This is a genomic window from Streptococcus sp. 27098_8_113, assembly GCF_041432545.1.
GTDB lineage: Bacteria > Bacillota > Bacilli > Lactobacillales > Streptococcaceae > Streptococcus.
Map to the genome: position 1 here is coordinate 1 of NZ_JAPVZU010000005.1, position 23,534 is coordinate 23,534.

Consider the following 23,534-nt stretch of genomic DNA (forward strand, 5'->3'; position numbering starts at 1 on the left):
TGGTATCCTGATACTCGTCTACATGGATGTACTGGTAACGTTGCTGGTAGTAGGTCAGGACATCTGGATTTTGGTCAAAAAGCCGCAAGGTCAGCATAATCAAATCGTCAAAGTCCATGGCCTCAGACTGGCGTAATTCCTTTTGGTAGGCCGTGTAGCACTTGGCCACAATCTCTGTATACATATCACCAGCCATATTTGCATAGGCCACCTCGTCAATCAGATCGTTCTTAGCATTGGAAATCGTACCCAGAATGGCGCGCTCATTCCACTTTTTAGGATCCAGATTGAGATTTTTGAGAATCCGTTTCATCAGAGTCCGCTGCTCGCCTGGATCAACGATCGTAAAGTTGCGATTGTAGCCAATATGATCTGCTTCTCGCCGCAAAATGCGTACACACATGGAGTGGAAGGTAGCGATTAAGCAATCTTGAGTGGCTGGATTGAGTGTAGCTGCTCGTTCCTTCATCTCCCGCGCAGCCTTATTGGTAAAGGTAATGGCTAGGATATTCCAAGGATTGATCATCTTCTCGTCAATCAAATAGGCAATGCGGTGGGTCAAGACACGAGTCTTTCCCGAACCAGCCCCCGCCATAATCAACAAGGGACCTTCTGTCGTCTGGACCGCTTCGGCCTGACGGTCATTCATACCGTTTAATAAGGGATTCATCTTCTATCCTTTCAATGTAAAATCAAACTGAAAATCAATGCTTCCATTATATCAAAATTCGAGTGAATTTGTTATCGAAAAGGCAACTGTCCTCATTTGAAATCCAAGTGTGAAAAAGTTATAATAATAGTTTAGAAAGGGGCAACCATGAACAATCATCCAAGCGACAATCTCAAACTTGCCGAACGAGGCGCCCTCCTAGCCATTACCACCTACATTGGCCTATCCGTTACAAAAATCATTGCAGGTGCAGCACTGACATCCTCCAGTTTGACGGCGGATGGTTTCAACAACGTCTCCGATATCGTTGCCAATATAGCAGTCTTAATCGGTCTACGTATGGCAAGAAAACCAGCGGATAAGGACCACCGCTTCGGCCATTGGAAGATTGAAGATCTGGCCAGCCTGATCACTTCTTTCATCATGTTTTTTGTCGGTTTCAATGTCCTCATTGATACGGCTCAAAAAATCATTAACAAGGAAGAAACCTTGATTGATCCTGTGGGAGCCATCGTCGGGATTGTATCGGCCATCATCATGTTTGGCGTTTATCTTTACAATAAAAACCTAGCCAAAAGGGTGAAATCTAAAGCTCTGGATGCGGCTGCCAAGGACAATCTCTCGGACGCCATCACTTCTCTGGGCACATCGGTTGCTATTATTGCCAGCTCCCTGAAATTCCCTATCGTTGATAAGCTAGCAGCCATCATTATTACATTTTTCATTCTAAAAACAGCCTATGACATCTTCATAGAGTCCTCCTTCAGCCTGTCAGACGGCTTTGATCAGGACCTTTTAGACGATTACAAGCGCGCTATCCTGGAAATTCCCAAAATCACACGCGTCAAATCCCAGCGTGGCCGGACCTATGGTAGTAATATCTATCTGGATATTATACTGGAAATGAATCCTGACCTCTCCGTCTTTGAAAGCCACGAAATCGCTGACCAGGTAGAGGATATGCTCAAGGAAAACTTTGGCATCTTCGACATTGATATTCATATTGAGCCAGCTCCAATTCCTGAAGATGAGATTCTGGATAATGTCTATCAAAAACTCCTGATGCGTGAGCAATTAGTCGACCAAGGCAGTCAATTGGATGCACTTCTTTCCTCTGATTTTGTCTACATTTCCCAAGACGGTCGCCAGCTAAACAAAGAGGAATTTCAACTAGAGAGAGCCCAAACTTCTCCTATCAAAAATTTAGAAATTACATCCGTCAGCCAAAAGACCAAGCTGATTCGCTATCAAATCGGGGATGTCATCCATACCAGCCTCTGGCGCCGCCACGAAGTCTGGCAAAACATCTTCCACCAAGAAACACGAAAAAACAACTAGTTTTCTGCTAGTTGTTTTTATATGCTTTCACTTGGTCCGTCGCAATATCCTCTCCAAACCACTTCTCAGCGATTTTCTGGAATTTTCCCTCTTGGTATAATTTTCCGAAAGCAGCATTTACTTTTTCAACTAAAGTACGGTCCGCCTTTCTAGCTCCGACCGCAAAGTCCTCGCTTTCAAATCCAACTGAAAAGACTGAATATTGATCTAAAATCCCTTCTTCTGTCAGATAATAATTGGCATAAACACGGTCAATCAAGAGTCCATCAATCCGGTCGTTTTGCAAGTCAATCAGAGCCTCGTTGAAGCTTTGGTACTGGGTCGCTGTCTGATTTTTGACAAAGGTTTTCAATATTTCAGGATTGCTTTCAAAAGCTACATAGCCAGAAGATCCCGTTTGGGCACCCAATACTTTTCCTGCCATATCACTGGCCTGTGATATATGAGAGGACTTTTTGCTGACCAAAACCTGCTCATTTTTCATATAAGGAAGGGTAAATTGCACCTTTTCCATTCTCTCATCCGTTGCGGAATAGCCATTCCAAATGAGGTCTATCGTACCGTTGGTCAACTCTGTTTCCTTCATATCCCAATCAATCGGCTGCCATTTCACCTCAATCCCATATTCCTTAAAAACAGCATTGGCCAGATCAATGTCAAACCCTGCATAAGTGCCATCTTTTTGCTCAAATCCCATGGGGACAAAGGTATTATCAAAGCCGATTGTAATCTGTTTTTTCTCCTCGTACTTATTCCAGTTATCCAAGCTGGGGTCACTGACATTGGAACTACAAGCACTAAGCATAAAGGTTAGGATCAGGGTCAAACATGTCAAAAGAATATTCCTTAGTTTCATTCGGACCTCCCTTGTTTTGGTATGACTTTGAGAAGAGAATCCGCAATATTTTCCGCAAACTGCAAATCATGTGTGACCACAATCTGCGTCATTCCCATTTCACGATTTTGAAGAATGAGTTTTTCTACTTCCAAGCGTAATGCAGGATCCAAAGCAGAAGTCGGCTCATCATATCCGATAATCTCTGGGTTGATCATCATAGCACGAGCCAAAGCGACCCGCTGTTTTTGCCCTCCTGACAGCGAATAAGGATAGGCCTTGGCATGCTCAGACAAGCCTAAGCGAGCCAATAAGCCCTGCGCCTTCTCTTCAGCTTCTTCTTTGGAAACATTCATTGTATGTATAGGTGATAGAGTCAAATTTTCCAAGACAGACAAATGAGGAAAGAGCTGAAAATCTTGAAAGACAAAGCCTAGAAGATTACGCTTTTCAAGCTCTGCGACATCCAAAATCTCTCCATTATAAATTACTTGTCCTGAATCAATTGTCTCCAAGCCTGCCAGCATACGCAGAAGGGTTGTCTTCCCTCCGCCAGAAGGTCCAACAATGGCCAATACTTGCTTTTCAGGCACAATTAAATTAAAATCCTTTAGAATCTGCTTATCACCAAATTTTTTACTAATATTTCGTAATTCTAACATAATAGCACCTACTTATAATAACTAAATTTCTTTTCGACCTGTTTTGCAGCCAGCGTAGCCAGACCGATTAAGAGTAAATAAATCAAGCCTGCAAGAAACATCGGTGCAAGACTTGCATCTCGATTAGCCGCTGTACGACTGGCCAAAATCAAGTCTGAAATTCCTAAAGCATACACCAAAGTTATGACTTCATTAAAGACACTAGGTAGCACAATTTTTACAACCTGTGGCAAAATAACCAGACGAATCGTCTGAACAGGAGTAAATTTCAAAACCTTCGCAGCCTCATACTGTCCAGTCGGAATGGAAGAAATACCACCGCGGAAGATATCCGCAAAATAAGCGGCATAATTTAATGTGAAGGCAATAATTGCTGCAGGAATCCGATCCAGCCGAATGCCAATACTTGGCAAAACATAGTAAATAAAGATTAACTGCAATAATAGCGGCGTCCCACGCATAATCCAAATGTAAATATGAAGCAGCCATTGCAGGGGCTTCAGGCGAATTTGCATCGAAAAAGCCAGCATAATTCCCAAAGGAATCGAAAAAACCAAGACCAAAGCAAACACCTGCAAGGTAGTTGCCGCTCCACTTAGAAGACTGGGTAAAATTTCCAAAATATAGTTCATTCTCTTCCTCCTAAATAAATATTTTAGCATTATAACAGAATCTCAGGAAAACACAAGCAGATATTGCAAAAAATTTATAGGAAGAAAATCGAAGTCGAATAAAACTCCATTTCTTCTGTAAATCCTATTTTTCTAACTGTTTTTAAGACCTTTTTGAAAGACAAGGACAAGATTGTCAACGCTCTTGAACTTACTTACTCAAATGCCAAGCTAAAGGCAACAAACAACCTTATCAAGGTCATCAAGCGAAATGCTTTGGCTTCAGGAACTTTGAAAACTTCAAAAAATGTATTCTCATCGCTTTGAACATCAAAAAGGAGAGAACAAATGTTGTCCTCTCCCGAGTGTGACTTTTCGTTAACCCACTACAGTTGAGAAAGAGCTCTTCATATCTCATTTCTAAAGAAGTAGAACTTATTTCTATTTCTAAAGTTTTAGGACATGAAAATCTAACAATTACACTAGAAGTATATGCCCATTAACTAGAGCAACAAAAAGAAAAAATCATAATCGAATAAGAAAGATTTTCGAAACTTTTGGGGCGGATTTGGGTCAAATATAGAAAAAAACCTTGTAAAACAAGGGTTTTAAGCATGATTCAATGTCCCCTGCCGGAATCGAACCAGCAACTACTCCTTAGGAGGGAGTTGTTATATCCATTGAACTAAGGGGACTAGAGAAAAACTCTGCCAAGTGACAGAGTCATTTCTGATATTAACGACGGATTTCTTTGATACGCGCTGCCTTACCTTGCAATGCACGAAGGTAGTACAATTTAGCACGACGAACTTTACCGTAACGAACGACTTCAATCTTGTCAACACGTGGAGTGTGGATTGGGAAAGTACGTTCAACACCTACACCGTTAGAGATTTTACGAACTGTGTAGTTTTCTGAGATGCCAGCACCTTTGCGAGCGATAACGACACCTTCAAAAATCTGGATACGTTCGCGAGTTCCTTCGACAACTTTCGCGTGAACGCGGACAGTGTCACCAGGACGGAATGCAGGGATATCTGAGCGAAGTTGACCTTCAGTCAAACTTTGAATTAATGGATTCATTTTTTCTCCTATCTTGCTAATCTTGTAGTTCTAGACGACAGCGGATTAGCCGTTTTTTTAGTGCATCCATTTATGCACAAAGTATATTATATCAAAATTCTAGTAAAAGTAAAGATTTTTAGATAAAAATTCCTAAAAGAATCGCTAAAAATCCTAAAAAGTAGGTCAGCATCAGATAGAGTCTAAATTTCTTCTTATCTGAGAGCAGCTCTGCTAATTCCGCATTAAAAGTGGAAAGAGTTGTTAAACCGCCACAGAAGCCTGTTGCCAAAATGCTATACAGCTGTTTATCTTGGATATGATTATAAAAATATCCAATCAAAAAGGCTCCCAGTACATTAGCCATCAAGGTGCCTACTGGCAAAGCAGCTCTGCTATTAACCTTAGAAAAAAAGTAACGGATAAGAGCTCCCAGACCGCAAGCAATAGGCAAAAACCAAATCATGCGGTCACCTTCCTTCCAGCCCATAAAGCAATGCAAAGACTACCGCCGATACTCAAGGCAAGATATATAATCAATTCTGGATAACGGCCTAAATCCAGCAATTTGAGCGAATCTAATAGAAGACCTGAAAAAGTCGTCAAGCCGCCACAAAATCCCGTAGACAAAGCCAATAACAAACGCTTGGAAACTTGCTTGCGACTGAGATAGCCTTTAACCAAATAGACTAACAAGAAAGTTCCCAAATAGTTAACCAAAAGTGTCGCTAGCGGAAAATGTCCCGTAAATGTGAAAAAGGATGAGCATTGATAACGAAGTAAGCCACCTAGCATAGCTCCCAAGAAGATTGCTAAAGAATTTTTTACTTCACTCATCTTATTTGCTTCTCCTGAAAAGCGCGTGAATGCTTTAGGATATCCGCAAAGGTCGCAAGAATGGTTTCTTGATAGTCCTTATTCTCAATCTTGCTCGCAACTCTAGCAAAGATCCTTTCTTCTCGCTTAGGATCTGCGACGGCCTTCCCAGTTGATTTTTTAACAGCCACAACTTGGCCGACCAGATTCATACGCTGCTCTAGTAAGGCAACAAGTGCGTCATCTACTTGGTCAATTTCCTGTCTGATTTCTTCTAACGTCATCTCATTCCTCCTCATATTCTATCTATCATATCAAAAAATAGTAAAATCTTCTAGTTTTATCCTAAATAAAAAAGGGCCACTGGACCTTAAATTAAAAGAAAACTCGCTTAAGCGAGTTTTTATCCGCAACCTAAAACAGTCCTCAGGACCTTTGGATTAAGGAGAACTCGCAAAAGCGAGTTTTTATCCACAGATTAAAAAGGTCCACTGGACCTTTTTAACCAACTGAGCCTTCCATGCTCATGTTGATGAGTTGGTTGAGTTCGACGGCGTATTCCATTGGTAGTTCTTTGGTAATGGGTTCCATAAAGCCGTTGATAATCATAGCTGTGGCTTCTTCTTCGCTGATGCCTCGGCTCATCAGGTAGTAGAGCTGATCCTCAGACACTTTGGAAACCTTGGCTTCATGTTCTAGCGCGACGTTGGAATTATGGATTTCATTAAAAGGAATGGTATCGGAACTAGACTCACCATCCATCAGAATGGTATCGCACTCGATATGCGATTTAGAGCCAGCGCTATTCTTCCCAAAGCGAACCTGACCACGATAGTCGGTCTTGCCACCATCCTTAGCCACTGATTTAGAAATTAAGGTACTGGAAGTCTTGGGCGCATTATGAAAGACCTTGCAGCCAGCATCTAAGTGCTGGCCATAGTTGGCAAAGGACATAGAGAGGATAGAGGTCCTGGCATTGCGACCGTTAAGAATGCTGCAGGGGTATTTCATATTGACCTTGCTGCCTAAGTTTCCATCAATCCACTCTAAGGTGCCGCCTTCCTCAACAATCCCCCGCTCCGTTACGAGGTTATAGACATTGTCCGACCAGTTTTGAATGGTTGTATAGCGGAAAAAGGCATCTTTTTTGACAATGATTTCGACATTTGCCGCATGAAGACTATTGCTTGTATAGGTCGGTGCTGTGCAGCCCTCAATGTACTGGATAGAGCCACCCTCCTCGATAATCATCAAGGAGCGCTCAAACTGGCCAGCATTTTCACCATTGATTCGAAAATAGGTCTGAACAGGAACTTGGCACTGGACGTTCTTGGGCACATAGATAAAGGTTCCGCCGGACCAAACTGCACTATTAAGCGCAGAAAATTTATGCTCAGCATTTGAAATCACAGTACCAAAATACTGCTTAACCAAGTCTGGATATTCCTGAACAGCTGTATCCGTATCAGTAAAGATAATCCCCAACTTGGCAAATTCTTCTTTCATATTATGGTAAACCACTTCCGATTCGTACTGGGCCACAGCTCCAGACAGAAACTGCTTCTCAGCTTCTGGAATTCCCAAGCGATCAAAGGTTTTCTTAATCTCCTCTGGAACTTCATCCCAACTGCGAGCCCGATCTCCGCTTAGTTTCTGATAGTAGATAATATCATCAAAGCGAATACCTGATAAATCTGGTCCAAAGTCGGGCATGGGTAGCTTATGAAAAAGTTCCAAAGAGCGGAGACGATAGTCCAGCATCCACTGGGGCTCATTCTTGATTTCTGAGATTTCTCGAACTACTTCTTCGGTCAAACCTTTACCAGTTGAAAAGAGTGGCTTTACATTATCATGGAAGCCAAAGGCATAGTCGCGTTCTTTCATAGAAATTCCTCCTTTATCTAAGGGATAACGCTTACCTATATTATACTCCTAATCATGAGAATTGTCAGAAAATGATACTTTAAGAAAAGAAAAACGGCCACAGCCGCTTTCCATATTGTCATTTTAAACTTTACTTACTAACTCTTCCGCAAATGCTTCCAAGCGCTCAATGTCATCTTCTTCTGCAGAAAGATCTACTTTGACACATTCTGAACCTTTCACTGCTCCTGTAGCCGCAAAAACAGCATCAAAGTCATCAACAGCCTTGCAGAATTCATCATAAAAAGTATCGCCTGAACCGACTACCCCATAGACCTTGCCAGACAAATCCAATCCAGACAAGTCTTCGTAGAAGTCCATCATTTCATCCGGCAGCTCACCGTCACCGTAGGTATAGGTCGCTACAATCGTAATATCTGCTTCCAAGAAATCTTCTGCATCGACAGTGGTGCACTCGTCCACTTCAACTTCTACATCTAGTTCTCTTAGCTTATCCGCCACAATATCGGCAATTTCCTCGGTGTTTCCAGTCATACTGGCAAATACAATTTTCGCTAAGGTCATAGTTCCCTCCAAATTATAATCTTCATTCATTATAACACATCTTTTTTATTTTAAAAATAAAAATTCTTGTGCTACAATAACTAGAGAAAGTTTAAGAGGTTTACAATGAGTATCTATAGTAAAATTCTGAAAAAAATTAAGGAATACGATAAAATTATCATCCACCGCCACATGCGCCCTGACCCAGATGCAATTGGCAGTCAAGTCGGCTTACAAAAACTTCTCCAGCTCAACTTTCCTGAAAAATCTATCAAAGTAACAGGTTACGACGAGCCTAGTCTTACTTGGCTAGCAAAGATGGATGAGGTGACAGATGCGGACTATGAGCAGGCCTTGGTAATCGTGTGCGATACAGCCAACACTCCCCGCATTGATGATCAGCGCTACAGTACAGGCGACTTTTTGATTAAAATCGACCATCATCCCAACGATGATGCCTACGGAGATTTGCTGCTGGTTGATACTGATGCTAGTAGCACAAGCGAAATTATCGCTCTTTTTGCTTTCGAAAATCACTTAGAAGTAAATGACTATATCGCTAAACTTCTCTATGCTGGCATTGTTGGGGATACAGGGCGCTTCCTCTATCCAGCAACTACTGCGCGCACATTTGAGGTAACTGGCAAACTTCGCCAATACGCTTTTAATTTTTCAGAGCTTTCTCGAAAAATGGACTCCATCACGCATCAAGTGGCCAAACTGCAAGGTTATGTTTATGATAATTTAGAAATTGATGAGAATGGTGCTGCGCGCGTTATCCTATCTCAGCAATTATTGAAAGAAAATCATCTGACAGATGCTGATACTTCAGCTATTGTAGCTGCCCCCGGACGGATCGAAGATGTCCAGATGTGGGCCATCTTTGTCGAACAGCCTGACGGCCATTATCGTGTGCGGATGCGCAGTAAATTTACTCCAATCAATGAAATTGCCAAGCAACATGATGGAGGTGGTCACCCACTTGCCAGCGGTGCCAATGCTTATTCCAAAGATGAAGTGGACTTAATTTATCAAAAATTAAAAGAAAGTGCAAAAAAGTAAGAAAATCATCCAAAAGACTTGTCAAATCATTTAGAATTTGATAAACTATCAAAGTAACTAATCTATGGCTCGCAAAGAGTCCATGGCAGAAAGGATTTTTTTAAAATGAGAAAAGACATTCACCCAGAATACCGTCAAGTTGTATTTATGGACACTACTACTGGCTACAAGTTCCTTAGCGGTTCAACTAAACGTTCAAACGAAACTGTTGAATTCGAAGGTGAAACTTACCCATTGATCCGTGTCGAAATTTCATCAGACTCACACCCATTCTACACTGGACGTCAAAAGTTCACTCAAGCAGATGGACGTGTGGATCGTTTCAACAAAAAATACGGTCTCAAATAAGAACCGTATTGACATTAAAAAGAATGTTGATACAAAGCCATTTCCGAGAAATCGGATTTGGCTTTTTTTGTTTTTTCCAATAAAAAATCCTTCGAAATATGGAATGAGGCAGCATGACTACTATCACTCATTCCTTCATCTCAAAGGATTGGTTTCAATTATTGATTTTCTTTCAATTTTTCTCGCTCAAGACGAAGTTTGCGATTTGGATTTAGCCGATTAAAGAGTTCTTCCAGCTTTTTTGCATTCCAAACATCTGCTGCTGAGACAAAGTTGCCATTTTCGTCTCGAAAAGATATTGGTTTATCACCCATTACATACCTCCTTAGTCAACAAATTCAAACTCAAACTTACCGATGCGCACCAAATCTCCGTCCTTGGCACCACGCGCACGAAGCGCCTCGTCAACACCCATACCACGCAACTGACGGGAGAATTTCATGATGGACTCATCACGGTCAAAGTTAGTCATTGTAAAGAGTTTTTCTAGTTTATCACCTGAAAGTACCCATGTAGCATCATCATCACGGGAGATTTCGAAGGCTGGTGCTTCTTCATCAAAGCCATAATAAGCCTCGTCTTCCATATCGGATTCTTCATAAAGCAGAAACTCAGGTGTCTTATCTAGCAGTTCAGCTGTCGCATCTAAGAGCGTCGCAAGCCCCTGCTTGGTCAGGCTAGAAATAGGGAAAATCTGTGGCAACTCTTCAAATTCGTCATAATTGGCAGCCAGTTTTTTCTTGAATTCTTCCAAGTTTTCTGCGCTATCAGGCATATCCATCTTGTTGGCTACAATGATCTGTGGCCGTTCCATCAAGCGCAAATTATAGGATTCTAGCTCTTTATTGATCGCAAGGTAATCTTCATAAGGATCGCGACCCTCACTGGCAGACATATCAATAACGTGCAAAATGACCCGTGTCCGCTCGATATGACGAAGAAACTGGGTACCTAGACCCACTCCCTGACTGGCTCCTTCGATCAAACCTGGCAGATCGGCTACAGCAAAGGATTCTCCAGACTGAGTCCGAACCATGCCCAGATTAGGGACAATCGTGGTAAAGTGATAAGCTCCAATTTTCGGCTTAGCTGATGTAATCACACTCAGAAGGGTTGATTTCCCAACTGAAGGAAAACCGACCAGACCAACATCGGCCAGTACTTTTAGCTCCAGCAGTAATTCTCTTTCCTGACCGGGCTCCCCATTTTCAGAAATTTCCGGAGCAGGATTTTTAGGTGTAGCAAAGCGAATATTGCCACGACCGCCACGACCGCCATGCGCTACGACGAAACGTTGACCGTGCTCAATCAAATCCGTAATGACCTTGCCAGTTTCAGCATCACGAACGGTCGTCCCCTGCGGTACACGGACAATCAAATCCTCCGCTCCTCGACCATGCATTCCCTTAGTCATTCCTTTTTCACCTGATTGAGCCTTGAAATGACGGTTGTAACGGAAATCCATCAAGGTACGCAGTCCTTCGTCAACGACAAAAATCACATCGCCGCCACGACCGCCATCGCCGCCCCAAGGTCCGCCATTGGGTACATATTTTTCTCGGCGAAAAGCTACCATGCCATCGCCGCCCTTGCCAGCCTTGACCTGAATCTTGGCTGTATCTAAAAACATACTCATATAAATTCTCGCTTCTTTTTTACTCTAAAAAAACGCCTTGCAGCGTTTAGGATTAGAAGATTACGCCGATAGCTTGTGCAAAAATTGCACCAATCGTTACAAGTAACATGATTACCACGACCAGCATTGTCAATTTTTCAAATCCAGTTTTTTTACGTTGTCCGTTATCTCCAAAAGCCACTTTATTACCTCAATTCCTAGATTACTCCTTATATTTTAACACGATTAGCATACTTTTTCAAATATTTACGAGATGAAAAAGAAAAAGAGAGATTTTGCTCTATTAGCCAAAGAATTCTAAAGGATATTTATGGAAATAATTTAAAAAGATTGAAGAACTCACTCCAAATAGGAAGCTTCTCCAATCTTTTGACCTTTATTCGATACCAATTTCAGCACGGACAACATCCGCAATTGTGTCCACATAGTAGTCCACTTCTTCGTGAGTTGGCGCTTCAGCCATGACACGCAGAAGCGGTTCTGTCCCACTTGGGCGGACAAGGATACGGCCGTTTCCTGCCATTTCAGTTTCCATTTTTTCAATAATGGCTCTGATGGCTGGTACTTCCATTGCCTTATCTTTCATAGCATTTTCGACACGGATATTAACCAATTTTTGTGGGTAAATGGTCACTTCTGCCGCAAGTTCAGACAAGCTCTTGCCAGTTTCTTTCATCACTTTGGTTAATTGCACCGCTGACAATTGACCATCACCAGTGGTATTATAATCCATGATAATGACATGTCCAGATTGCTCACCACCTAGATTATAACCGTTCTTGCGCATTTCTTCTACCACATAGCGGTCGCCGACAGCAGTCACTACTTTATTGATGCCTTCGCGCTCCAAGGCTTTGTGGAAACCAAGGTTGGACATAACGGTGGTCACAATTGTATTTTGAGCCAATTGGCCTTTTTCAGAAAGATACTTGCCGATGATGTACATAATCTTGTCACCATCTACAATATCGCCATTTTCATCAACAGCAATCAAACGGTCACTATCGCCATCAAAAGCGAGACCAATCGCCGCCCCTGATTCACGGACTGTTTCCTGTAAGCCTTCTGGATGAGTAGAGCCTACATTTAAGTTAATGTTGAGACCATCTGGGTTTTCTCCGATAACAGTCAGCCGGGCACCCAAATCAGCAAAAATTTGACGGGCACTAGTTGAAGCAGCGCCATTTGCCGTATCAAGGGCAACGTGCATTCCTTCAAGATCTAAACCTGTTGAAACAAGATATTGTTGGTACTTACGAAGACCTTCTGGATAATCCATGACTTTTCCTAAGCCTTCAGCACTTGGGCGAGGAAGGGTATCTTCTGCTGCGTCTAGCAAAGCTTCGATTTCAAGTTCGCGCTCATCATCCAGTTTATAACCATCGCCACCAAAGAATTTGATACCGTTATCAAGAGCAGGATTGTGGCTAGCCGAAATCATGACACCCGCGCTAGCTTTTTCGGATTTAACCAAGTATGCAACACCTGGAGTAGCAATCACACCAAGTTTGTAGACGTGAATCCCCACAGAAAGCAGACCTGCAATCAAGGCACTCTCCAGCATTTCTCCCGAAATACGTGTATCACGGCCAACAAATACCCGAGGAACTTCACTTTCGTGTTGGCTCAGAACATATCCACCAAAACGGCCCAGTTTAAAGGCCAATTCCGGCGTTAATTCTACATTGGCTTCTCCACGAACACCATCGGTTCCAAAATATTTACCCATTTTTAAAATTTTCCTTTCAAATCTTGCATTTATTTACTAGATGAATTCGAACTTGAGCTCGATTTGGAGCTTGACGAATTCGAATGTGTGGTTTTGGTCGTAACTTTCATCGTTGTTTCAAACGGTGTCACAACACTTGGCAAAACATTCCCATTGGCATCCATGGCCTGCAAGGAAGCTGCCCCACTATAATTTCCTGAAATAGTGACGTTGCTTGGTAAGACTGCTGCGACATGATTAACTTTTTCCAAAGTTTCTTCATCGCTTGTCACTGTCACTTCTTCGTGCTCCAAGCTCACATTTGTGATAGAGATATCTTCTGCAACTTGACTGCCTGTGATGAGATACTTCACTGGCACTTTCTTGCTTGCTTTTTTACCTATCTTGACTGAAATTTTTTGCGGATTGACCGTAGCAGACAGGCCGCTAGGTAGATTTTCGACTTTCAGCTGCACTTCGACTGTTCCTTCTGATGCATTGGATAAATCCGCTACCACATGGAACTTCCGTGTACTCTCTTGCATTTCGCTACTTAAAGCCACTCTATTAGAACCCGTCAAAACAACACTAGCCTCGGAAGTAAAGCCGCTAATGAAGTATCGTTCACTATCATACTTGATATCAATCGGGACATTAGAAATCGTATTGCTGTAAGTTTCCGAGGTCACTTGGCGAATGCTGATACTGTTTTGAAAACTACTAGACGTCGCATAAATAAACAAAACTAAAGCAAAAAATAAGGAGGAGATAATATAGAGAATTTTTTTACTTTGTTTCATTCTTCCATCCTCCTAGGATACGATTCTTTAGGCTTATTTTCTCATGCTTGTCTGATAAGAGAACTTCCCGAAGTTGTGATTCGAACTCGCTCAAACTCAAGTCATGCTTGAAGACTCCATTATGTGTCGTAGAAATACCGCCTGTCTCCTCAGACACGACAAAAGTAAAGGCATCTGAAACTTCTGAAAGGCCAATCGCAGCCCGGTGACGAGTCCCAAATTCCTTGGAAATACCTGTGCTTTCTGTAAGCGGCAAATAGGCACACGAAGCAGCAATCTTATTATCTTTGATAATAACCGCCCCATCATGCAGAGGCGTATTAGGAATGAAAATATTGATCAACAGTTCCCCAGAGATATCCGCATCCAGTGGGATTCCCGTTGCAATATATTCCTGCAACGTTCGAGCGCCTTGAATAGCCACCAAGGCACCGATTTTACGCGGACTCATGTAAGCTACTGCCTTAACAAAGGCTTGAATCAATTTTTCCTCACTGCTGACTGGCGTAGCTGAAAAAATCTCGGTCGCTCTACCCAGCTTTTCAAGACCAGTCCGAATCTCAGGCGAGAAAATCACCACCGCTGCAATAACACCGTAAGTAATAACCTGATTGATCAACCATGAAATGGTCGTCAAACCAATGATATTCGCTAAAAACTGTGCCAAGATGAAGAAGAGCACTCCCCGAACCAGAATCATAATTTTGGTTCCGGCAATTGCTTTAGTAAAATGATATAAAATCCATGTAACCAGAGCAATATCAATAATGTTGATTAAAATATTCCAAGGATTACTGAATACATTAGCCCAGTATTGGAGATTGGTTAATTGTTGAAAGTTCATTGCATAGTGGCCCTCCCAAGTCAAAAACAAACAGTTCTCAACCATTATATCACTTTTAAGGATATTTTTCTGTAACCTTCTTTACTTTTTTATGATAAAATATTTCTTATGAAGATAAATACAGCATTGGGCCTCCTAGCAGGCAAGTCTTCCCACTTTGTTCTCAGCAAAATGGGACGCGGATCGACTCTGCCAGGGAAAGTTGCCCTCACATTTGACAAAAACATTCTACAAAACTTAGCCAAGAACTACGAAGTTGTGGTTATTACTGGAACCAACGGAAAAACTCTGACTACAGCTTTGACAGTAGGCATTCTCAAGGAAGCTTTCGGAGAAGTGGTGACCAATCCCAGCGGCGCCAATATGATTACCGGGATTACGACAACCTTCCTGACTGCTAAAAAATGCAAATCTGGCAAAAATATCGCTGTGCTGGAAATCGATGAAGCCAGCCTGTCTCGGATTTGTGATTATATCAAGCCCAGCCTCTTCGTCTTTACCAATATTTTCCGTGACCAGATGGACCGCTATGGGGAGATCTACACGACCTACCAGATGATTTTAGATGCTGCAGCTAAGGTACCTGAAGCAACTGTGCTGATGAATGGTGACAGCCCGCTCTTTAACTCGGTCAGCCTGAAAAATCCTGTCCGCTACTATGGATTTGATACCGAGAAAAGCCAACCTAAGCTAGCCCACTACAATACAGAGGGCATTCTCTGTCCTAAGTGCGAGCATATCCTCAAGTACGAGCTCAATACTTATGCAAATCTAGGGGCTTATATCTGCGAAGATTGTGGCTTCAAGCGTCCTAAGCTAGACTATAGCCTGACCGCTCTCAAGACACTTGAGCACAATCGCTCTGCCTTTACCATTGATGGACAAGACTATCAGATCAATATCGGTGGTCTCTACAATATCTACAATGCCTTGGCCGCTGTATCGGTGGCTCAGTTCTTTGGTGTCGATCCGGCTACCATCAAGGCTGGCTTTGACAAGAGTCGGGCTGTCTTTGGACGTCAGGAAACTTTCAAAATCGGCGATAAGGAATGTACCTTGGTCTTGATCAAAAATCCGGTCGGAGCGACCCAAGCCTTGGAAATGATTGAGCTGGCACCTTTTGATTTTAGCCTATCTGTCCTGCTCAATGCCAACTATGCAGACGGCATTGATACCAGCTGGATCTGGGATGCTGATTTTGAGAAAATTTTAGAGATGGATATTCCTCAGGTCATTGCAGGCGGAGTCCGTCACTCTGAGATTGCTCGTCGACTGCGCGTGACGGGCTATCCAGCAGATCAGATTACCGAAGTCAAAGATTTGGAAGCAGTTTTTAAGTTGATTGAGGAGCAAGAAACCAAGCATGCCTATATCTTAGCTACTTATACCGCCATGCTGGAATTCCGCGAGTTGCTAGCAGAACGACAAGTAATCAGAAAGGAGATGAACTAATGGTTTATAGATCCCTCGTTTCTCCTGAAAACCAGGATTATCACTATGACTTAAAAATTGCTCATCTCTACGGCGACCTTATGAACACCTATGGCGACAATGGCAATGTCCTCATGCTCAAGTATGTAGCTGAAAAGCTAGGCGCTAGGGTTGAGGTTGATATCGTCTCCCTAGAGGATGACTTTGATAAGGATAGCTACGACATCGTCTTCTTTGGCGGAGGTCAAGACTATGAGCAAACGATCGTGGCTCGTGACTTGTCAGCTAAAAAGGAAGCTTTGGAAAATTTCATCAATGACAACGGCGTTGTGCTCGCTATCTGCGGCGGTTTCCAACTTCTAGGCCAATACTATATCGAGGCTTCTGGACGTCGAATCGAAGGACTGGGCATCATGGGACACTACACTCTCAACCAAGTCAAGAATCGCTATATTGGTGACATCAAGATTCATAACGAAGAATTTAACGAGACCTACTACGGCTTTGAAAACCACCAAGGACGAACCTTCCTCTCTGACGATGAGAAACCTCTGGGCAAGGTCGTCTATGGAAATGGCAACAACCAAGAAGACGGCAATGAAGGCGTTCATTATAAAAATGTCTTCGGCTCCTACTTCCATGGCCCTATCTTGTCCCGCAACGCAAACTTAGCTTATCGTCTCGTGACCACTGCTCTGAAAAACAAGTATGGCTCTAACATTGAATTAGCAGCTTATGAAGATATCCTAGCCCAAGAAACTCAAGAAGAATATGGCGATATCAAGAGCAAGGCTGAATTTGAATAATTAGGAGATCGCTATGAAAGAAAAATTACACTATATCCTGCTATTGATTACCATCCTATTGGTTGCCAGCATTTCCTTGGCCAATATGCAGAGCGTCAATGTTAGTTTTATCCTCTTCAGCTTCAAACTTCCTTTGATCATATTGATTTTGGTCTCTGTTCTCCTGGGCTCAGTCACGACCTTTCTCATCAGCATGCCCAAAAACTTCTCATTAAAAAATGAGCTTAAGAAAACCAAAGAAGCTCTGAAAACATCTCAAAAAGAAAACTAGGTTGGAATTTCCAGCCTAGTTTTTTGCTACTTCGTTTCAATAAAACCAAATTTGTTTAAGGGAGACACGCGAAATTCTACACTGCCCTTAATCTGCTCCTTTTTAATCAGACCAAACTCACGGCTATCTTTCGTGTTTTCTCGCCGATCATTTAAGATTAAAAAAGAATTTTTAGGGATGGTATCAGAAGTCGCTCCTTTTAAGTCAACAACAGAAAAATCGTGGGTATAATAGCCCGTGCTGGCAGCTGAAGCCAGATATTTCTCTCGCATCTTTTCGATATATTGCTCTGATTGCACCTGATCGTTCAGATACAGCAAGTTATCCATATAGGTCACCTTGTCATTTTCCATAGCAATGACACGGCCGACATACTCTTTTCCATCAACCTCATAGAGAGCAAATTCCCCACGAGCAAGCTTGGCTGTCTTATCCGCCAAGACCAAATCATTTTCCGCTAAGAAAGAATTGGCATCTTGCTTGGTGATACGATAAGGTGTATAGACAAACAAGCGTAGCCCCACCAGAATGGTAATAAATACCGTCACAATAATAATATTTCTCAGTAAATCTCTCTTTAACATCTCTCTCCCCTGTCCTTTTAATCTATTATATCATTTTTCATGGGATTAGACAAAACACTGAGATGAGAGAGGATTACGTTTAACAAAATTGTAAAAAATGAAAAGGCAAATTCAATTGAGGAGCTTCCTCAATCGAATTTGCCTTTCTTAATTTTAATCTTCTTTAGCCACACGTGATTTGTTGGCGATGTCAGCAAGGATAGCTTGAACAAATTCATCAACTGAGACAGTGTGTGTTTCTTTTTGACCGTAGCGACGAACGTTGACCGTTCCGTCTTCCATTTCCTTGTCTCCAACGATTAATTGGTAAGGAATCTTACTGGTTTGTGAAGCACGGATCTTGAACTGCATTTTTTCATTGCGCTCATCCACATCAGCACGGACACCACGGTCACGGAGTTTCTTAGCCACTTCCCATGCGTAGTCCACATGTTTTTCGTTAGAAACGGGGATGAGGGTTACTTGGTGAGGTGCAAGCCATGTTGGGAAAGCACCCTTGTAGTTCTCAATCAAGATAGCTGTGAAGCGTTCCATAGTTGAAATAACCCCACGGTGAATCATAACTGGACGGTGCTCTTCACCATCAGCTCCGATGTATTTGAGGTCGAAGCGTTCTGGAAGCAAGAAGTCGAGCTGGATAGTCGAAAGGGTTTCCTCTTTTCCAAGGGCAGTCTTAACCTGGATATCCAATTTTGGTCCGTAGAAGGCTGCTTCACCCTCGGCTTCAAAGTAGTCAACGCCCATTTCATCAAGAGCTGCACGAAGCATGGTTTGAGCATTTTCCCACATCTCATCGTTGTCAAAGTACTTGTGAGTATCTTGAGGGTCACGAAGAGAGAGACGGAAGCGGTATTCAGTCAAGTTGAAGTCTTCATAAACATCGATAATCAACTGAAGGGCACGTTGGAATTCTTCTTGGATTTGTTCAGGAGTAACAAAGAGGTGACCATCGTTGAGAGACATTTCACGCACACGTTGAAGACCAGTTAGGGCACCAGATTTTTCGTAACGGTGCATCATACCGATTTCAGCGATACGGATTGGCAATTCACGGTAAGAGTGAACATGGTGTTTGAAGACTTGGATGTGGTGAGGGCAGTTCATTGGACGAAGAACAAATTCCTCACCGTCACCCATATCCATGGTTGGGAACATGTCCTCTTGGTAATGGTCCCAGTGACCAGAAGTCTTGTAAAGCTCTACAGAAGCCAACGGCGGAGTATAAACGTGTTGGTAGCCAGAAGCCAACTCCTTGTCGACAATGTAGCGCTCCAATTCACGACGGATAGTCGCACCATTTGGCAACCAGAATGGAAGTCCTTGACCAACCTCTTGTGAAATCATGAAGAGGTCAAGCTCTTTACCGAGTTTACGGTGGTCACGTTCTTTGGCTTCTTCGCGCATTTGAAGGTAGTTCTTCAAGTCTTTCTTGTCAAACCAAGCTGTACCGTAGATCCGTTGCATCATGGCATTGTCGCTATTTCCACGCCAGTAAGCACCTGCTACATGGAGAAGGTGGAAGATTTGGATGCGACCAGTTGAAGGAACGTGAGGTCCACGGCAAAGGTCTACGTATTCACCCTGACGATAGATAGTCAAACCGCCTTCGTCCTCAGAGTGCTCTTCAATCAATTCCAACTTGTAAGGGTCGTTCTTGAAGATTTCACGTGCTTCGTCCTTGGTAACTTCCTCGCGAATAGATGGGAAGTTTTCTTTAACGATTTTTTTCATTTCTTCTTCGATACGAGGAAGGTCTTCGTTGGAGATTTGACCAGCTTGATTGTCCGTATCGTAGTAGAAGCCATCTTCGATAGCTGGACCAACTCCCAAGTGAATGTCTGGGAAGAGGCGACGAGCTGCTTGAGCGAACAAGTGAGCCGCTGAGTGGCGCAAAATCGGAAGGGCATCTTCGTGATCAGGTGTCACGATTTCGATGTTTCCATCTTCAGTGATAGCACGAGTCGTGTCGATGAGTTTGCCGTTGAATTTACCAGCGAGAGCTTTTTTAGCTAGGGAATTGCTGATAGATTGGGCAATTTCAAAAGTAGTAACGCCAGATTCGAATTCACGAACAGCGCCATCTGGGAAAGTAATCTTAATCATGGTTTTCTCCTTAAAATTTTATCATATTTTTATAACTGAGTTTTGAATAACTGGGAAACTAGCTATCAACAAAGAATGATAACAATCAATTTCATTTTAGCTTTTTCATTCTAAAAATAAAGAAAAGCGTAGAAATAAATAGATAGCCTACCAAAGAAAGAATGAGAGACAAATATTCCTCCTGAGTCATCTCACCCCTCATATATATCCTTATTGGATAACTTTTTATCGCATTGACCAAATAGATAGCAGCTGTCAAACTTAAAAGATATCCTGTTATAATGAGTTTCTTGTTGTTGAAAAACATTAAGATACCAAGAAAGGGAGCAAGAAATGGCAAGAGAGGAATGAGTAGAAAAAATGAAAAGACGACAATATTTTCCGTTCCCCATAGGCTAAGAGTTTTCATTAGCCAAACATAGACTAATAGGAAGGTACAAGTCATCATCCAAGATAAATATTTCTTCAAATCTATCACCTCATTCAGCTCTTAGCTAAATTCATTTTAACTTTGTCGTAACTATTCTCCATATAAAAAAACGACATCCTCGAAAGGACGTCGCAACGTGGTTCCACCTTCATTTATGCAAGTCAAAAAGACCTACACCTCTGATTGGCTCTAACGTAGCCACCGTTTTATGTTTTCATAAAAGCCAGTAGAGTAGTCCCAACTGCATCCTCTGCGCGATTTCCAGCTCCACGCGCTCTCTAAAAGATTTTCTGCAGGTGATATGTCTCTAAAAATTATTATAGCACGATTGAAAAAATTTGCAAGAACTTTTATTGGTTTTCAGCTCTGTTATTTTTCCTAGTAAATCGATAAATCACATGCCCTAAACCATTTCCAGCTAGTGAGCATAGGAAATAGGCGGCATGATAAAGAGGAATCCACTCTCCAAAGGTGAAAATAGTCAGGAAAAATAAGAGAGCAACCAAGAAAGAAAAGCGCAAAGAAAATCCATATAAAGCTGCATAGAGCAGGGATACCAACAAGGTTGCCAGAGGAGAGTAGATGAGAACATTTCCAACTACTAGCCCCTTACTTAAGATGGAATCCATGGGCACATACCGTAACAGTATATAAAAGACAAAATAGAAAAAGAAAAGGGGGAGCAAAAAGAACATTTCTTTTTTATGGACTTTCATAAGAGCACCTCCGTTCATTAGGCCTTATTAGAAAGTTTATTCCCAATATTTCCGAATATTCTTAATCTGCTTCTTAGATGCTTTTATCATTCTAGTTGAGCTGTTTACCGGCAGTGACATGATTTTTCCCGGCAAATAGACAATGGTCTTGGCCAAGCGTTTGGCCATCGTTTCTTCTGGATTGAGATCATTATGAAAATCCTTACTAATGGTCAAATCCAAATAGAATTCATAGATACGACGACCAAAATTCTCGGCGGAAATCTCGTATAATTTATCGGCTAGCTTTTTCTCGTCCATATCTGGTGTTGCCAAAATGGCCTCCAAAATAGCTCCTGCCAAATCCCGACTCTCGTAATAAAGCGTACCAAAGGTTTTATCGCTGATTACATTATCCAGATAAGGATTGCCATGGGCGATGATGGGCGTACCGCTGGCTAGACTTTCAAGATAAGTCAGCCCCTGCGTCTCACTGGTTGAGGCTGAGATAAAGAAATCTGCCGCCTTATAGTAGAGGGCCGTATCGCTTGGTGCAATCATCCCTGTAAAAATGACTGAATCCTCAATATGAAGCTGGGCTACCAAGGCTTTTAAGTCCTCAGCATAAGGCCCATCTCCGACAATGACCAACTTCACCTTGGCATTTTCTTCCAAAACCATCGGCAGTGCTTCAACAATCGCCTGGATATTTTTCTCGTAGGAAATCCTGGATAAACTGAGCAACATGACTTCATCTTCTGCTATTCCCAGCTTAAAGCGCAGTTTCTTGATGTCTTCCCGTGAGAGTTCTGGGCGGTCAAATTTGGCCAAATCGATTCCTGTTGGAATGACCCGTTTTTCCGCCTTGATTTTGTAACCTACCAAAAGATCGTAAACAATCTCAGAAGGACAAACAACACCATCCAAATCGCTCATAAAGCCACGCACGATGTACTTGACCATACTTGGACGAATCACCATTCCCTTGGCAAGATAGTGCACATAGTCCTCATATTGGGTATGGTAGGTGTGAACCACTGGAATCCGCAGTTCCTTGGCAATCCAGATTCCTAAAAGACCCAGCGAAAACTCTGTCTGGGTATGGATGATATCCAGCTGGTACTGGCGAGCAATTTCTAAGGCGTTGGAAAAGCCACGATAAGCCACGCGCCGATCCTTAAAAGCGAAGAAAGGCACGCTGGGAATACGGATAATCTGCCAATCCTCATAGCGGTTGACATCCTTATCCGTCGTAGTAAAAATAAAGACTGTGTGACCTAGTTTTTCTAGCTCAGTCTTGAGGGTGCGAATGCTCGTCGCCACCCCGGAAACCTGAGGAAAATAGGTATCTGTAAAAAGACCAATCCGCATATCACATCTCCAAAACTGTTTGGTAAGCCTTGACTAATTGAAGTGCGACGTCATCGATAGAGCGACTCTCCGCAACACGATAACCTGCTTCACGTTTATCCACTTTTCCGTCAAGAACCTTACGAAGCGATTCGACAAACTCATCTACATTATGACAAAGCTCCGCCGACTCTTCATCAATCCAGCCATTATAAACAGGAATATCACGCAGGACCACGTGTTGTCCGCTGGCCAATGCTTCTAGAACCACAATCCCTTCTGTCTCTTCATAAGACGGGAAAAAGAAAGCGTCACTGCCTGACATGGCTCCTTGGAAGACTGCACCTTTAAAATAACCTGGAAATTCCACGTTTTCTGGATGATTAAAGAGGACAAGATCTCGAATCTTGCGCGGAATAAGCCAGAGATTGATAGAACCCAGCCAGATAAAGCGGACATCTGGCATTCTGCGAGCTACTTCGACAAAGTCCTCGATTCCTTTTCGTCTGAAATAAAGACCGGCACAGATTACGACTTTCTGTCCATCTACAATCCGAAAATATTTTTTAAAGACTGCTTCCTTGCGTTCATCTTTCTTGTATTTCGACAGGTCAATGCCGTTTGAGACAGCCATAATTGGCGTCGTCACACCGTAGGATTCAATCAATTTTTTTGAATACTCAGACGGAGTAATGATAAAATCCGCCATTTTATACATGTGCGCTAGATATTTGCCAAACAAAGGCGCAAAAAGATTGGATCCAATAAAAGAATTTTCAAAGTCTTCTTTGGTCGAATGTCCATGCATGATCACTTTTTTGCCTCCCCGCTTAGCCGCGTGAAGAAGAAGCAAACTACGAGGTCCGTAAGTGTTGATGTGCACGACATCATAATCTCCTAAAACATCTGTTGTATAAGGAATTCCTGCCAGATCCAGTGCATGCATTTGATGCTGCAAGGCACGGCCGATGCCTGATTTTTCTAAAACAGACTTTCCTTCTAGATATAGTAATACTTTCATATCTTCTATTATACCCAAAAGAAG

The 23,534-nt window shown here is 42.4% G+C and carries 28 protein-coding genes, 1 tRNA gene and 2 pseudogenes; 7 read left to right on the forward strand and 24 right to left on the reverse strand.

Translation table 11 applies throughout. The features are described from left to right. Positions 1-670 (reverse strand): UvrD-helicase domain-containing protein (locus tag O3644_RS04055; RefSeq protein WP_371595133.1); only part of this gene is annotated, 670 nt, incomplete at its 3' end. 147 nt (positions 671-817) lie between these two features. Here O3644_RS04055 and O3644_RS04060 point away from each other — a divergent pair. Next, a complete protein-coding gene (locus O3644_RS04060) occupies positions 818-2,008 on the forward strand; it encodes a cation diffusion facilitator family transporter (protein WP_371595134.1) in 1,191 nt (396 codons plus the stop codon). 7 nt (positions 2,009-2,015) lie between these two features. On the opposite strand, the gene O3644_RS04065 is transcribed toward O3644_RS04060, so the two are convergent. Genes O3644_RS04065 through O3644_RS04075 form a run of 3 tightly spaced genes read right to left on the reverse strand, consistent with a single transcriptional unit; the run spans position 2,016 to position 4,137 of the window. Then, a complete protein-coding gene (locus O3644_RS04065; RefSeq protein ID WP_048765218.1) occupies positions 2,016-2,864 on the reverse strand; it encodes an amino acid ABC transporter substrate-binding protein in 849 nt (282 codons plus the stop codon). Further along, positions 2,861-3,505 carry an amino acid ABC transporter ATP-binding protein gene (locus O3644_RS04070; RefSeq protein WP_371595135.1) on the reverse strand — a complete coding sequence of 215 codons (645 nt, stop codon included), beginning with the start codon at positions 3,503-3,505 and terminating at the stop codon, positions 2,861-2,863. Before O3644_RS04070 ends, O3644_RS04065 begins: the two co-directional genes overlap by 4 nt. An 8-nt stretch (positions 3,506-3,513) precedes the next feature. Then, positions 3,514-4,137 carry an amino acid ABC transporter permease gene (locus tag O3644_RS04075; protein WP_371595136.1) on the reverse strand — a complete coding sequence of 208 codons (624 nt, stop codon included), beginning with the start codon at positions 4,135-4,137 and terminating at the stop codon, positions 3,514-3,516. 108 nt (positions 4,138-4,245) lie between these two features. Between O3644_RS04075 and O3644_RS04080 the strand changes: the two are divergent. After that, positions 4,246-4,487 (forward strand): annotated as a pseudogene (locus O3644_RS04080) (transposase); the annotation flags it as partial. A 252-nt stretch (positions 4,488-4,739) separates the two neighbouring features. On the opposite strand, the gene O3644_RS04085 reads toward O3644_RS04080, so the two are convergent. The 7 genes from O3644_RS04085 to O3644_RS04115 all read right to left on the reverse strand — a co-directional run bounded on the left by O3644_RS04085 (position 4,740) and on the right by O3644_RS04115 (position 8,442). Next, positions 4,740-4,811, reverse strand: a tRNA-Arg gene (locus O3644_RS04085). A 40-nt stretch (positions 4,812-4,851) separates the two neighbouring features. Next, positions 4,852-5,199 carry a 50S ribosomal protein L19 gene (gene rplS, locus O3644_RS04090; RefSeq protein ID WP_005590628.1) on the reverse strand — a complete coding sequence of 116 codons (348 nt, stop codon included), beginning with the start codon at positions 5,197-5,199 and terminating at the stop codon, positions 4,852-4,854. Positions 5,200-5,317: 118 nt separating this feature from the next. After that, positions 5,318-5,644, reverse strand: coding sequence for a fluoride efflux transporter CrcB (gene crcB, locus O3644_RS04095; RefSeq protein ID WP_048763703.1), 327 nt, complete (start codon positions 5,642-5,644; stop codon positions 5,318-5,320). Continuing rightward, complete coding sequence (gene crcB / locus O3644_RS04100) at positions 5,641-6,015, reverse strand: fluoride efflux transporter CrcB (RefSeq protein ID WP_048763701.1); 375 nt, start codon at positions 6,013-6,015, stop codon at positions 5,641-5,643. The genes crcB (O3644_RS04095) and crcB (O3644_RS04100) overlap by 4 nt, the downstream gene beginning before the upstream one ends. After that, positions 6,012-6,278, reverse strand: a complete 267-nt coding sequence (locus tag O3644_RS04105; protein ID WP_048763700.1) for a chorismate mutase — start codon at positions 6,276-6,278, stop codon at positions 6,012-6,014. Before O3644_RS04105 ends, crcB (O3644_RS04100) begins: the two co-directional genes overlap by 4 nt. 217 nt (positions 6,279-6,495) lie before the next feature. After that, positions 6,496-7,878, reverse strand: a complete 1,383-nt coding sequence (sufB, locus tag O3644_RS04110) for a Fe-S cluster assembly protein SufB (RefSeq protein WP_048763698.1) — start codon at positions 7,876-7,878, stop codon at positions 6,496-6,498. A gap of 123 nt (positions 7,879-8,001) precedes the next feature. After that, positions 8,002-8,442, reverse strand: coding sequence for a flavodoxin (locus O3644_RS04115; protein ID WP_037586414.1), 441 nt, complete (start codon positions 8,440-8,442; stop codon positions 8,002-8,004). Between the two features lie 105 nt (positions 8,443-8,547). Here O3644_RS04115 and O3644_RS04120 point away from each other — a divergent pair, with 105 nt between their 5' ends. Together O3644_RS04120 and O3644_RS04125 are read left to right on the forward strand one after the other, a co-directional pair. Further along, positions 8,548-9,483, forward strand: coding sequence for a bifunctional oligoribonuclease/PAP phosphatase NrnA (locus O3644_RS04120; RefSeq protein ID WP_048763696.1), 936 nt, complete (start codon positions 8,548-8,550; stop codon positions 9,481-9,483). Positions 9,484-9,588: 105 nt separating this feature from the next. Then, complete coding sequence (locus O3644_RS04125) at positions 9,589-9,831, forward strand: type B 50S ribosomal protein L31 (protein ID WP_048763695.1); 243 nt, start codon at positions 9,589-9,591, stop codon at positions 9,829-9,831. A 158-nt stretch (positions 9,832-9,989) separates the two neighbouring features. Here O3644_RS04125 and O3644_RS04130 read toward each other — a convergent pair whose 3' ends face one another. The 6 genes from O3644_RS04130 to cdaA all read right to left on the reverse strand — a co-directional run bounded on the left by O3644_RS04130 (position 9,990) and on the right by cdaA (position 14,819). Next, on the reverse strand, positions 9,990-10,145 hold the full coding sequence (locus O3644_RS04130) for a hypothetical protein (RefSeq protein ID WP_045499399.1): 156 nt from the start codon (positions 10,143-10,145) through the stop codon (positions 9,990-9,992). 11 nt (positions 10,146-10,156) lie between these two features. Beyond that, positions 10,157-11,467, reverse strand: coding sequence for a GTPase ObgE (gene obgE, locus O3644_RS04135; protein WP_048763691.1), 1,311 nt, complete (start codon positions 11,465-11,467; stop codon positions 10,157-10,159). 52 nt (positions 11,468-11,519) lie between these two features. Beyond that, a complete protein-coding gene (locus O3644_RS04140) occupies positions 11,520-11,648 on the reverse strand; it encodes a DUF4044 domain-containing protein (protein WP_065426516.1) in 129 nt (42 codons plus the stop codon). A 195-nt stretch (positions 11,649-11,843) separates the two neighbouring features. Then, on the reverse strand, positions 11,844-13,196 hold the full coding sequence (gene glmM, locus O3644_RS04145) for a phosphoglucosamine mutase (protein ID WP_048763689.1): 1,353 nt from the start codon (positions 13,194-13,196) through the stop codon (positions 11,844-11,846). Between the two features lie 29 nt (positions 13,197-13,225). Next, positions 13,226-13,975, reverse strand: a complete 750-nt coding sequence (locus tag O3644_RS04150) for a YbbR-like domain-containing protein (protein ID WP_048763687.1) — start codon at positions 13,973-13,975, stop codon at positions 13,226-13,228. Next, complete coding sequence (gene cdaA / locus O3644_RS04155) at positions 13,962-14,819, reverse strand: diadenylate cyclase CdaA (protein WP_048763712.1); 858 nt, start codon at positions 14,817-14,819, stop codon at positions 13,962-13,964. Before cdaA ends, O3644_RS04150 begins: the two co-directional genes overlap by 14 nt. A gap of 108 nt (positions 14,820-14,927) precedes the next feature. Here cdaA and murT point away from each other — a divergent pair, with 108 nt between their 5' ends. From murT to O3644_RS04170, 3 genes are read left to right on the forward strand one after another with little or no spacing between them, the layout of a single operon-like run. After that, positions 14,928-16,271: a lipid II isoglutaminyl synthase subunit MurT gene (murT, locus tag O3644_RS04160; RefSeq protein WP_048763685.1), complete on the forward strand. Its 1,344-nt coding sequence runs from the start codon at positions 14,928-14,930 to the stop codon at positions 16,269-16,271. Then, a complete protein-coding gene (gene gatD, locus O3644_RS04165; RefSeq protein ID WP_048763683.1) occupies positions 16,271-17,056 on the forward strand; it encodes a lipid II isoglutaminyl synthase subunit GatD in 786 nt (261 codons plus the stop codon). The genes murT and gatD overlap by 1 nt, the downstream gene beginning before the upstream one ends. A gap of 13 nt (positions 17,057-17,069) precedes the next feature. Then, entirely contained in the window at positions 17,070-17,327 is a 258-nt protein-coding gene (locus O3644_RS04170) for a LapA family protein (RefSeq protein ID WP_048763681.1), read from the forward strand. A gap of 26 nt (positions 17,328-17,353) precedes the next feature. On the opposite strand, the gene lepB is transcribed toward O3644_RS04170, so the two are convergent. From lepB to O3644_RS04205, 7 genes and pseudogenes are all read right to left on the reverse strand, one after another. Beyond that, on the reverse strand, positions 17,354-17,911 hold the full coding sequence (lepB, locus tag O3644_RS04175) for a signal peptidase I (RefSeq protein WP_048763678.1): 558 nt from the start codon (positions 17,909-17,911) through the stop codon (positions 17,354-17,356). A 153-nt stretch (positions 17,912-18,064) separates the two neighbouring features. Then, the gene (gene thrS / locus O3644_RS04180) at positions 18,065-20,014 is read right to left on the reverse strand and encodes a threonine--tRNA ligase (RefSeq protein WP_371595137.1); all 1,950 of its coding nucleotides are present in this window, start codon (positions 20,012-20,014) and stop codon (positions 18,065-18,067) included. 91 nt (positions 20,015-20,105) lie between these two features. After that, complete coding sequence (locus tag O3644_RS04185) at positions 20,106-20,462, reverse strand: hypothetical protein (RefSeq protein ID WP_048763674.1); 357 nt, start codon at positions 20,460-20,462, stop codon at positions 20,106-20,108. A 72-nt stretch (positions 20,463-20,534) separates the two neighbouring features. Beyond that, positions 20,535-20,658 (reverse strand): annotated as a pseudogene (locus O3644_RS04190) (AAA family ATPase); the annotation flags it as partial. Between the two features lie 136 nt (positions 20,659-20,794). Then, entirely contained in the window at positions 20,795-21,160 is a 366-nt protein-coding gene (locus O3644_RS04195) for a membrane protein (RefSeq protein WP_048763673.1), read from the reverse strand. Positions 21,161-21,196: 36 nt separating this feature from the next. Beyond that, positions 21,197-22,510 carry a glycosyltransferase family 4 protein gene (locus O3644_RS04200; RefSeq protein WP_371595138.1) on the reverse strand — a complete coding sequence of 438 codons (1,314 nt, stop codon included), beginning with the start codon at positions 22,508-22,510 and terminating at the stop codon, positions 21,197-21,199. A gap of 1 nt (position 22,511) precedes the next feature. Further along, positions 22,512-23,510, reverse strand: coding sequence for a glycosyltransferase family 4 protein (locus O3644_RS04205; RefSeq protein ID WP_371595139.1), 999 nt, complete (start codon positions 23,508-23,510; stop codon positions 22,512-22,514). Between the last annotated feature and the right edge of the window lie 24 nt (positions 23,511-23,534).

Bases quoted from the DNA above. Each gene is read 5' to 3' on its own strand.
- O3644_RS04060 (WP_371595134.1), top strand. From the start codon at position 818: ATGAACAATCATCCAAGCGACAATCTCAAACTTGCCGAACGAGGCGCC.
- O3644_RS04065 (WP_048765218.1), bottom strand. From the start codon at position 2,864: ATGAAACTAAGGAATATTCTTTTGACATGTTTGACCCTGATCCTAACC.
- O3644_RS04070 (WP_371595135.1), bottom strand. From the start codon at position 3,505: ATGTTAGAATTACGAAATATTAGTAAAAAATTTGGTGATAAGCAGATT.
- O3644_RS04075 (WP_371595136.1), bottom strand. From the start codon at position 4,137: ATGAACTATATTTTGGAAATTTTACCCAGTCTTCTAAGTGGAGCGGCA.
- rplS (WP_005590628.1), bottom strand. From the start codon at position 5,199: ATGAATCCATTAATTCAAAGTTTGACTGAAGGTCAACTTCGCTCAGAT.
- crcB (WP_048763703.1), bottom strand. From the start codon at position 5,644: ATGATTTGGTTTTTGCCTATTGCTTGCGGTCTGGGAGCTCTTATCCGT.
- crcB (WP_048763701.1), bottom strand. From the start codon at position 6,015: ATGAGTGAAGTAAAAAATTCTTTAGCAATCTTCTTGGGAGCTATGCTA.
- O3644_RS04105 (WP_048763700.1), bottom strand. From the start codon at position 6,278: ATGACGTTAGAAGAAATCAGACAGGAAATTGACCAAGTAGATGACGCA.
- sufB (WP_048763698.1), bottom strand. From the start codon at position 7,878: ATGAAAGAACGCGACTATGCCTTTGGCTTCCATGATAATGTAAAGCCA.
- O3644_RS04115 (WP_037586414.1), bottom strand. From the start codon at position 8,442: ATGACCTTAGCGAAAATTGTATTTGCCAGTATGACTGGAAACACCGAG.
- O3644_RS04120 (WP_048763696.1), top strand. From the start codon at position 8,548: ATGAGTATCTATAGTAAAATTCTGAAAAAAATTAAGGAATACGATAAA.
- O3644_RS04125 (WP_048763695.1), top strand. From the start codon at position 9,589: ATGAGAAAAGACATTCACCCAGAATACCGTCAAGTTGTATTTATGGAC.
- O3644_RS04130 (WP_045499399.1), bottom strand. From the start codon at position 10,145: ATGGGTGATAAACCAATATCTTTTCGAGACGAAAATGGCAACTTTGTC.
- obgE (WP_048763691.1), bottom strand. From the start codon at position 11,467: ATGAGTATGTTTTTAGATACAGCCAAGATTCAGGTCAAGGCTGGCAAG.
- glmM (WP_048763689.1), bottom strand. From the start codon at position 13,196: ATGGGTAAATATTTTGGAACCGATGGTGTTCGTGGAGAAGCCAATGTA.
- O3644_RS04150 (WP_048763687.1), bottom strand. From the start codon at position 13,975: ATGAAACAAAGTAAAAAAATTCTCTATATTATCTCCTCCTTATTTTTT.
- cdaA (WP_048763712.1), bottom strand. From the start codon at position 14,819: ATGAACTTTCAACAATTAACCAATCTCCAATACTGGGCTAATGTATTC.
- murT (WP_048763685.1), top strand. From the start codon at position 14,928: ATGAAGATAAATACAGCATTGGGCCTCCTAGCAGGCAAGTCTTCCCAC.
- gatD (WP_048763683.1), top strand. From the start codon at position 16,271: ATGGTTTATAGATCCCTCGTTTCTCCTGAAAACCAGGATTATCACTAT.
- O3644_RS04170 (WP_048763681.1), top strand. From the start codon at position 17,070: ATGAAAGAAAAATTACACTATATCCTGCTATTGATTACCATCCTATTG.
- lepB (WP_048763678.1), bottom strand. From the start codon at position 17,911: ATGTTAAAGAGAGATTTACTGAGAAATATTATTATTGTGACGGTATTT.
- thrS (WP_371595137.1), bottom strand. From the start codon at position 20,014: ATGATTAAGATTACTTTCCCAGATGGCGCTGTTCGTGAATTCGAATCT.
- O3644_RS04185 (WP_048763674.1), bottom strand. From the start codon at position 20,462: ATGATGACTTGTACCTTCCTATTAGTCTATGTTTGGCTAATGAAAACT.
- O3644_RS04195 (WP_048763673.1), bottom strand. From the start codon at position 21,160: ATGAAAGTCCATAAAAAAGAAATGTTCTTTTTGCTCCCCCTTTTCTTT.
- O3644_RS04200 (WP_371595138.1), bottom strand. From the start codon at position 22,510: ATGCGGATTGGTCTTTTTACAGATACCTATTTTCCTCAGGTTTCCGGG.
- O3644_RS04205 (WP_371595139.1), bottom strand. From the start codon at position 23,510: ATGAAAGTATTACTATATCTAGAAGGAAAGTCTGTTTTAGAAAAATCA.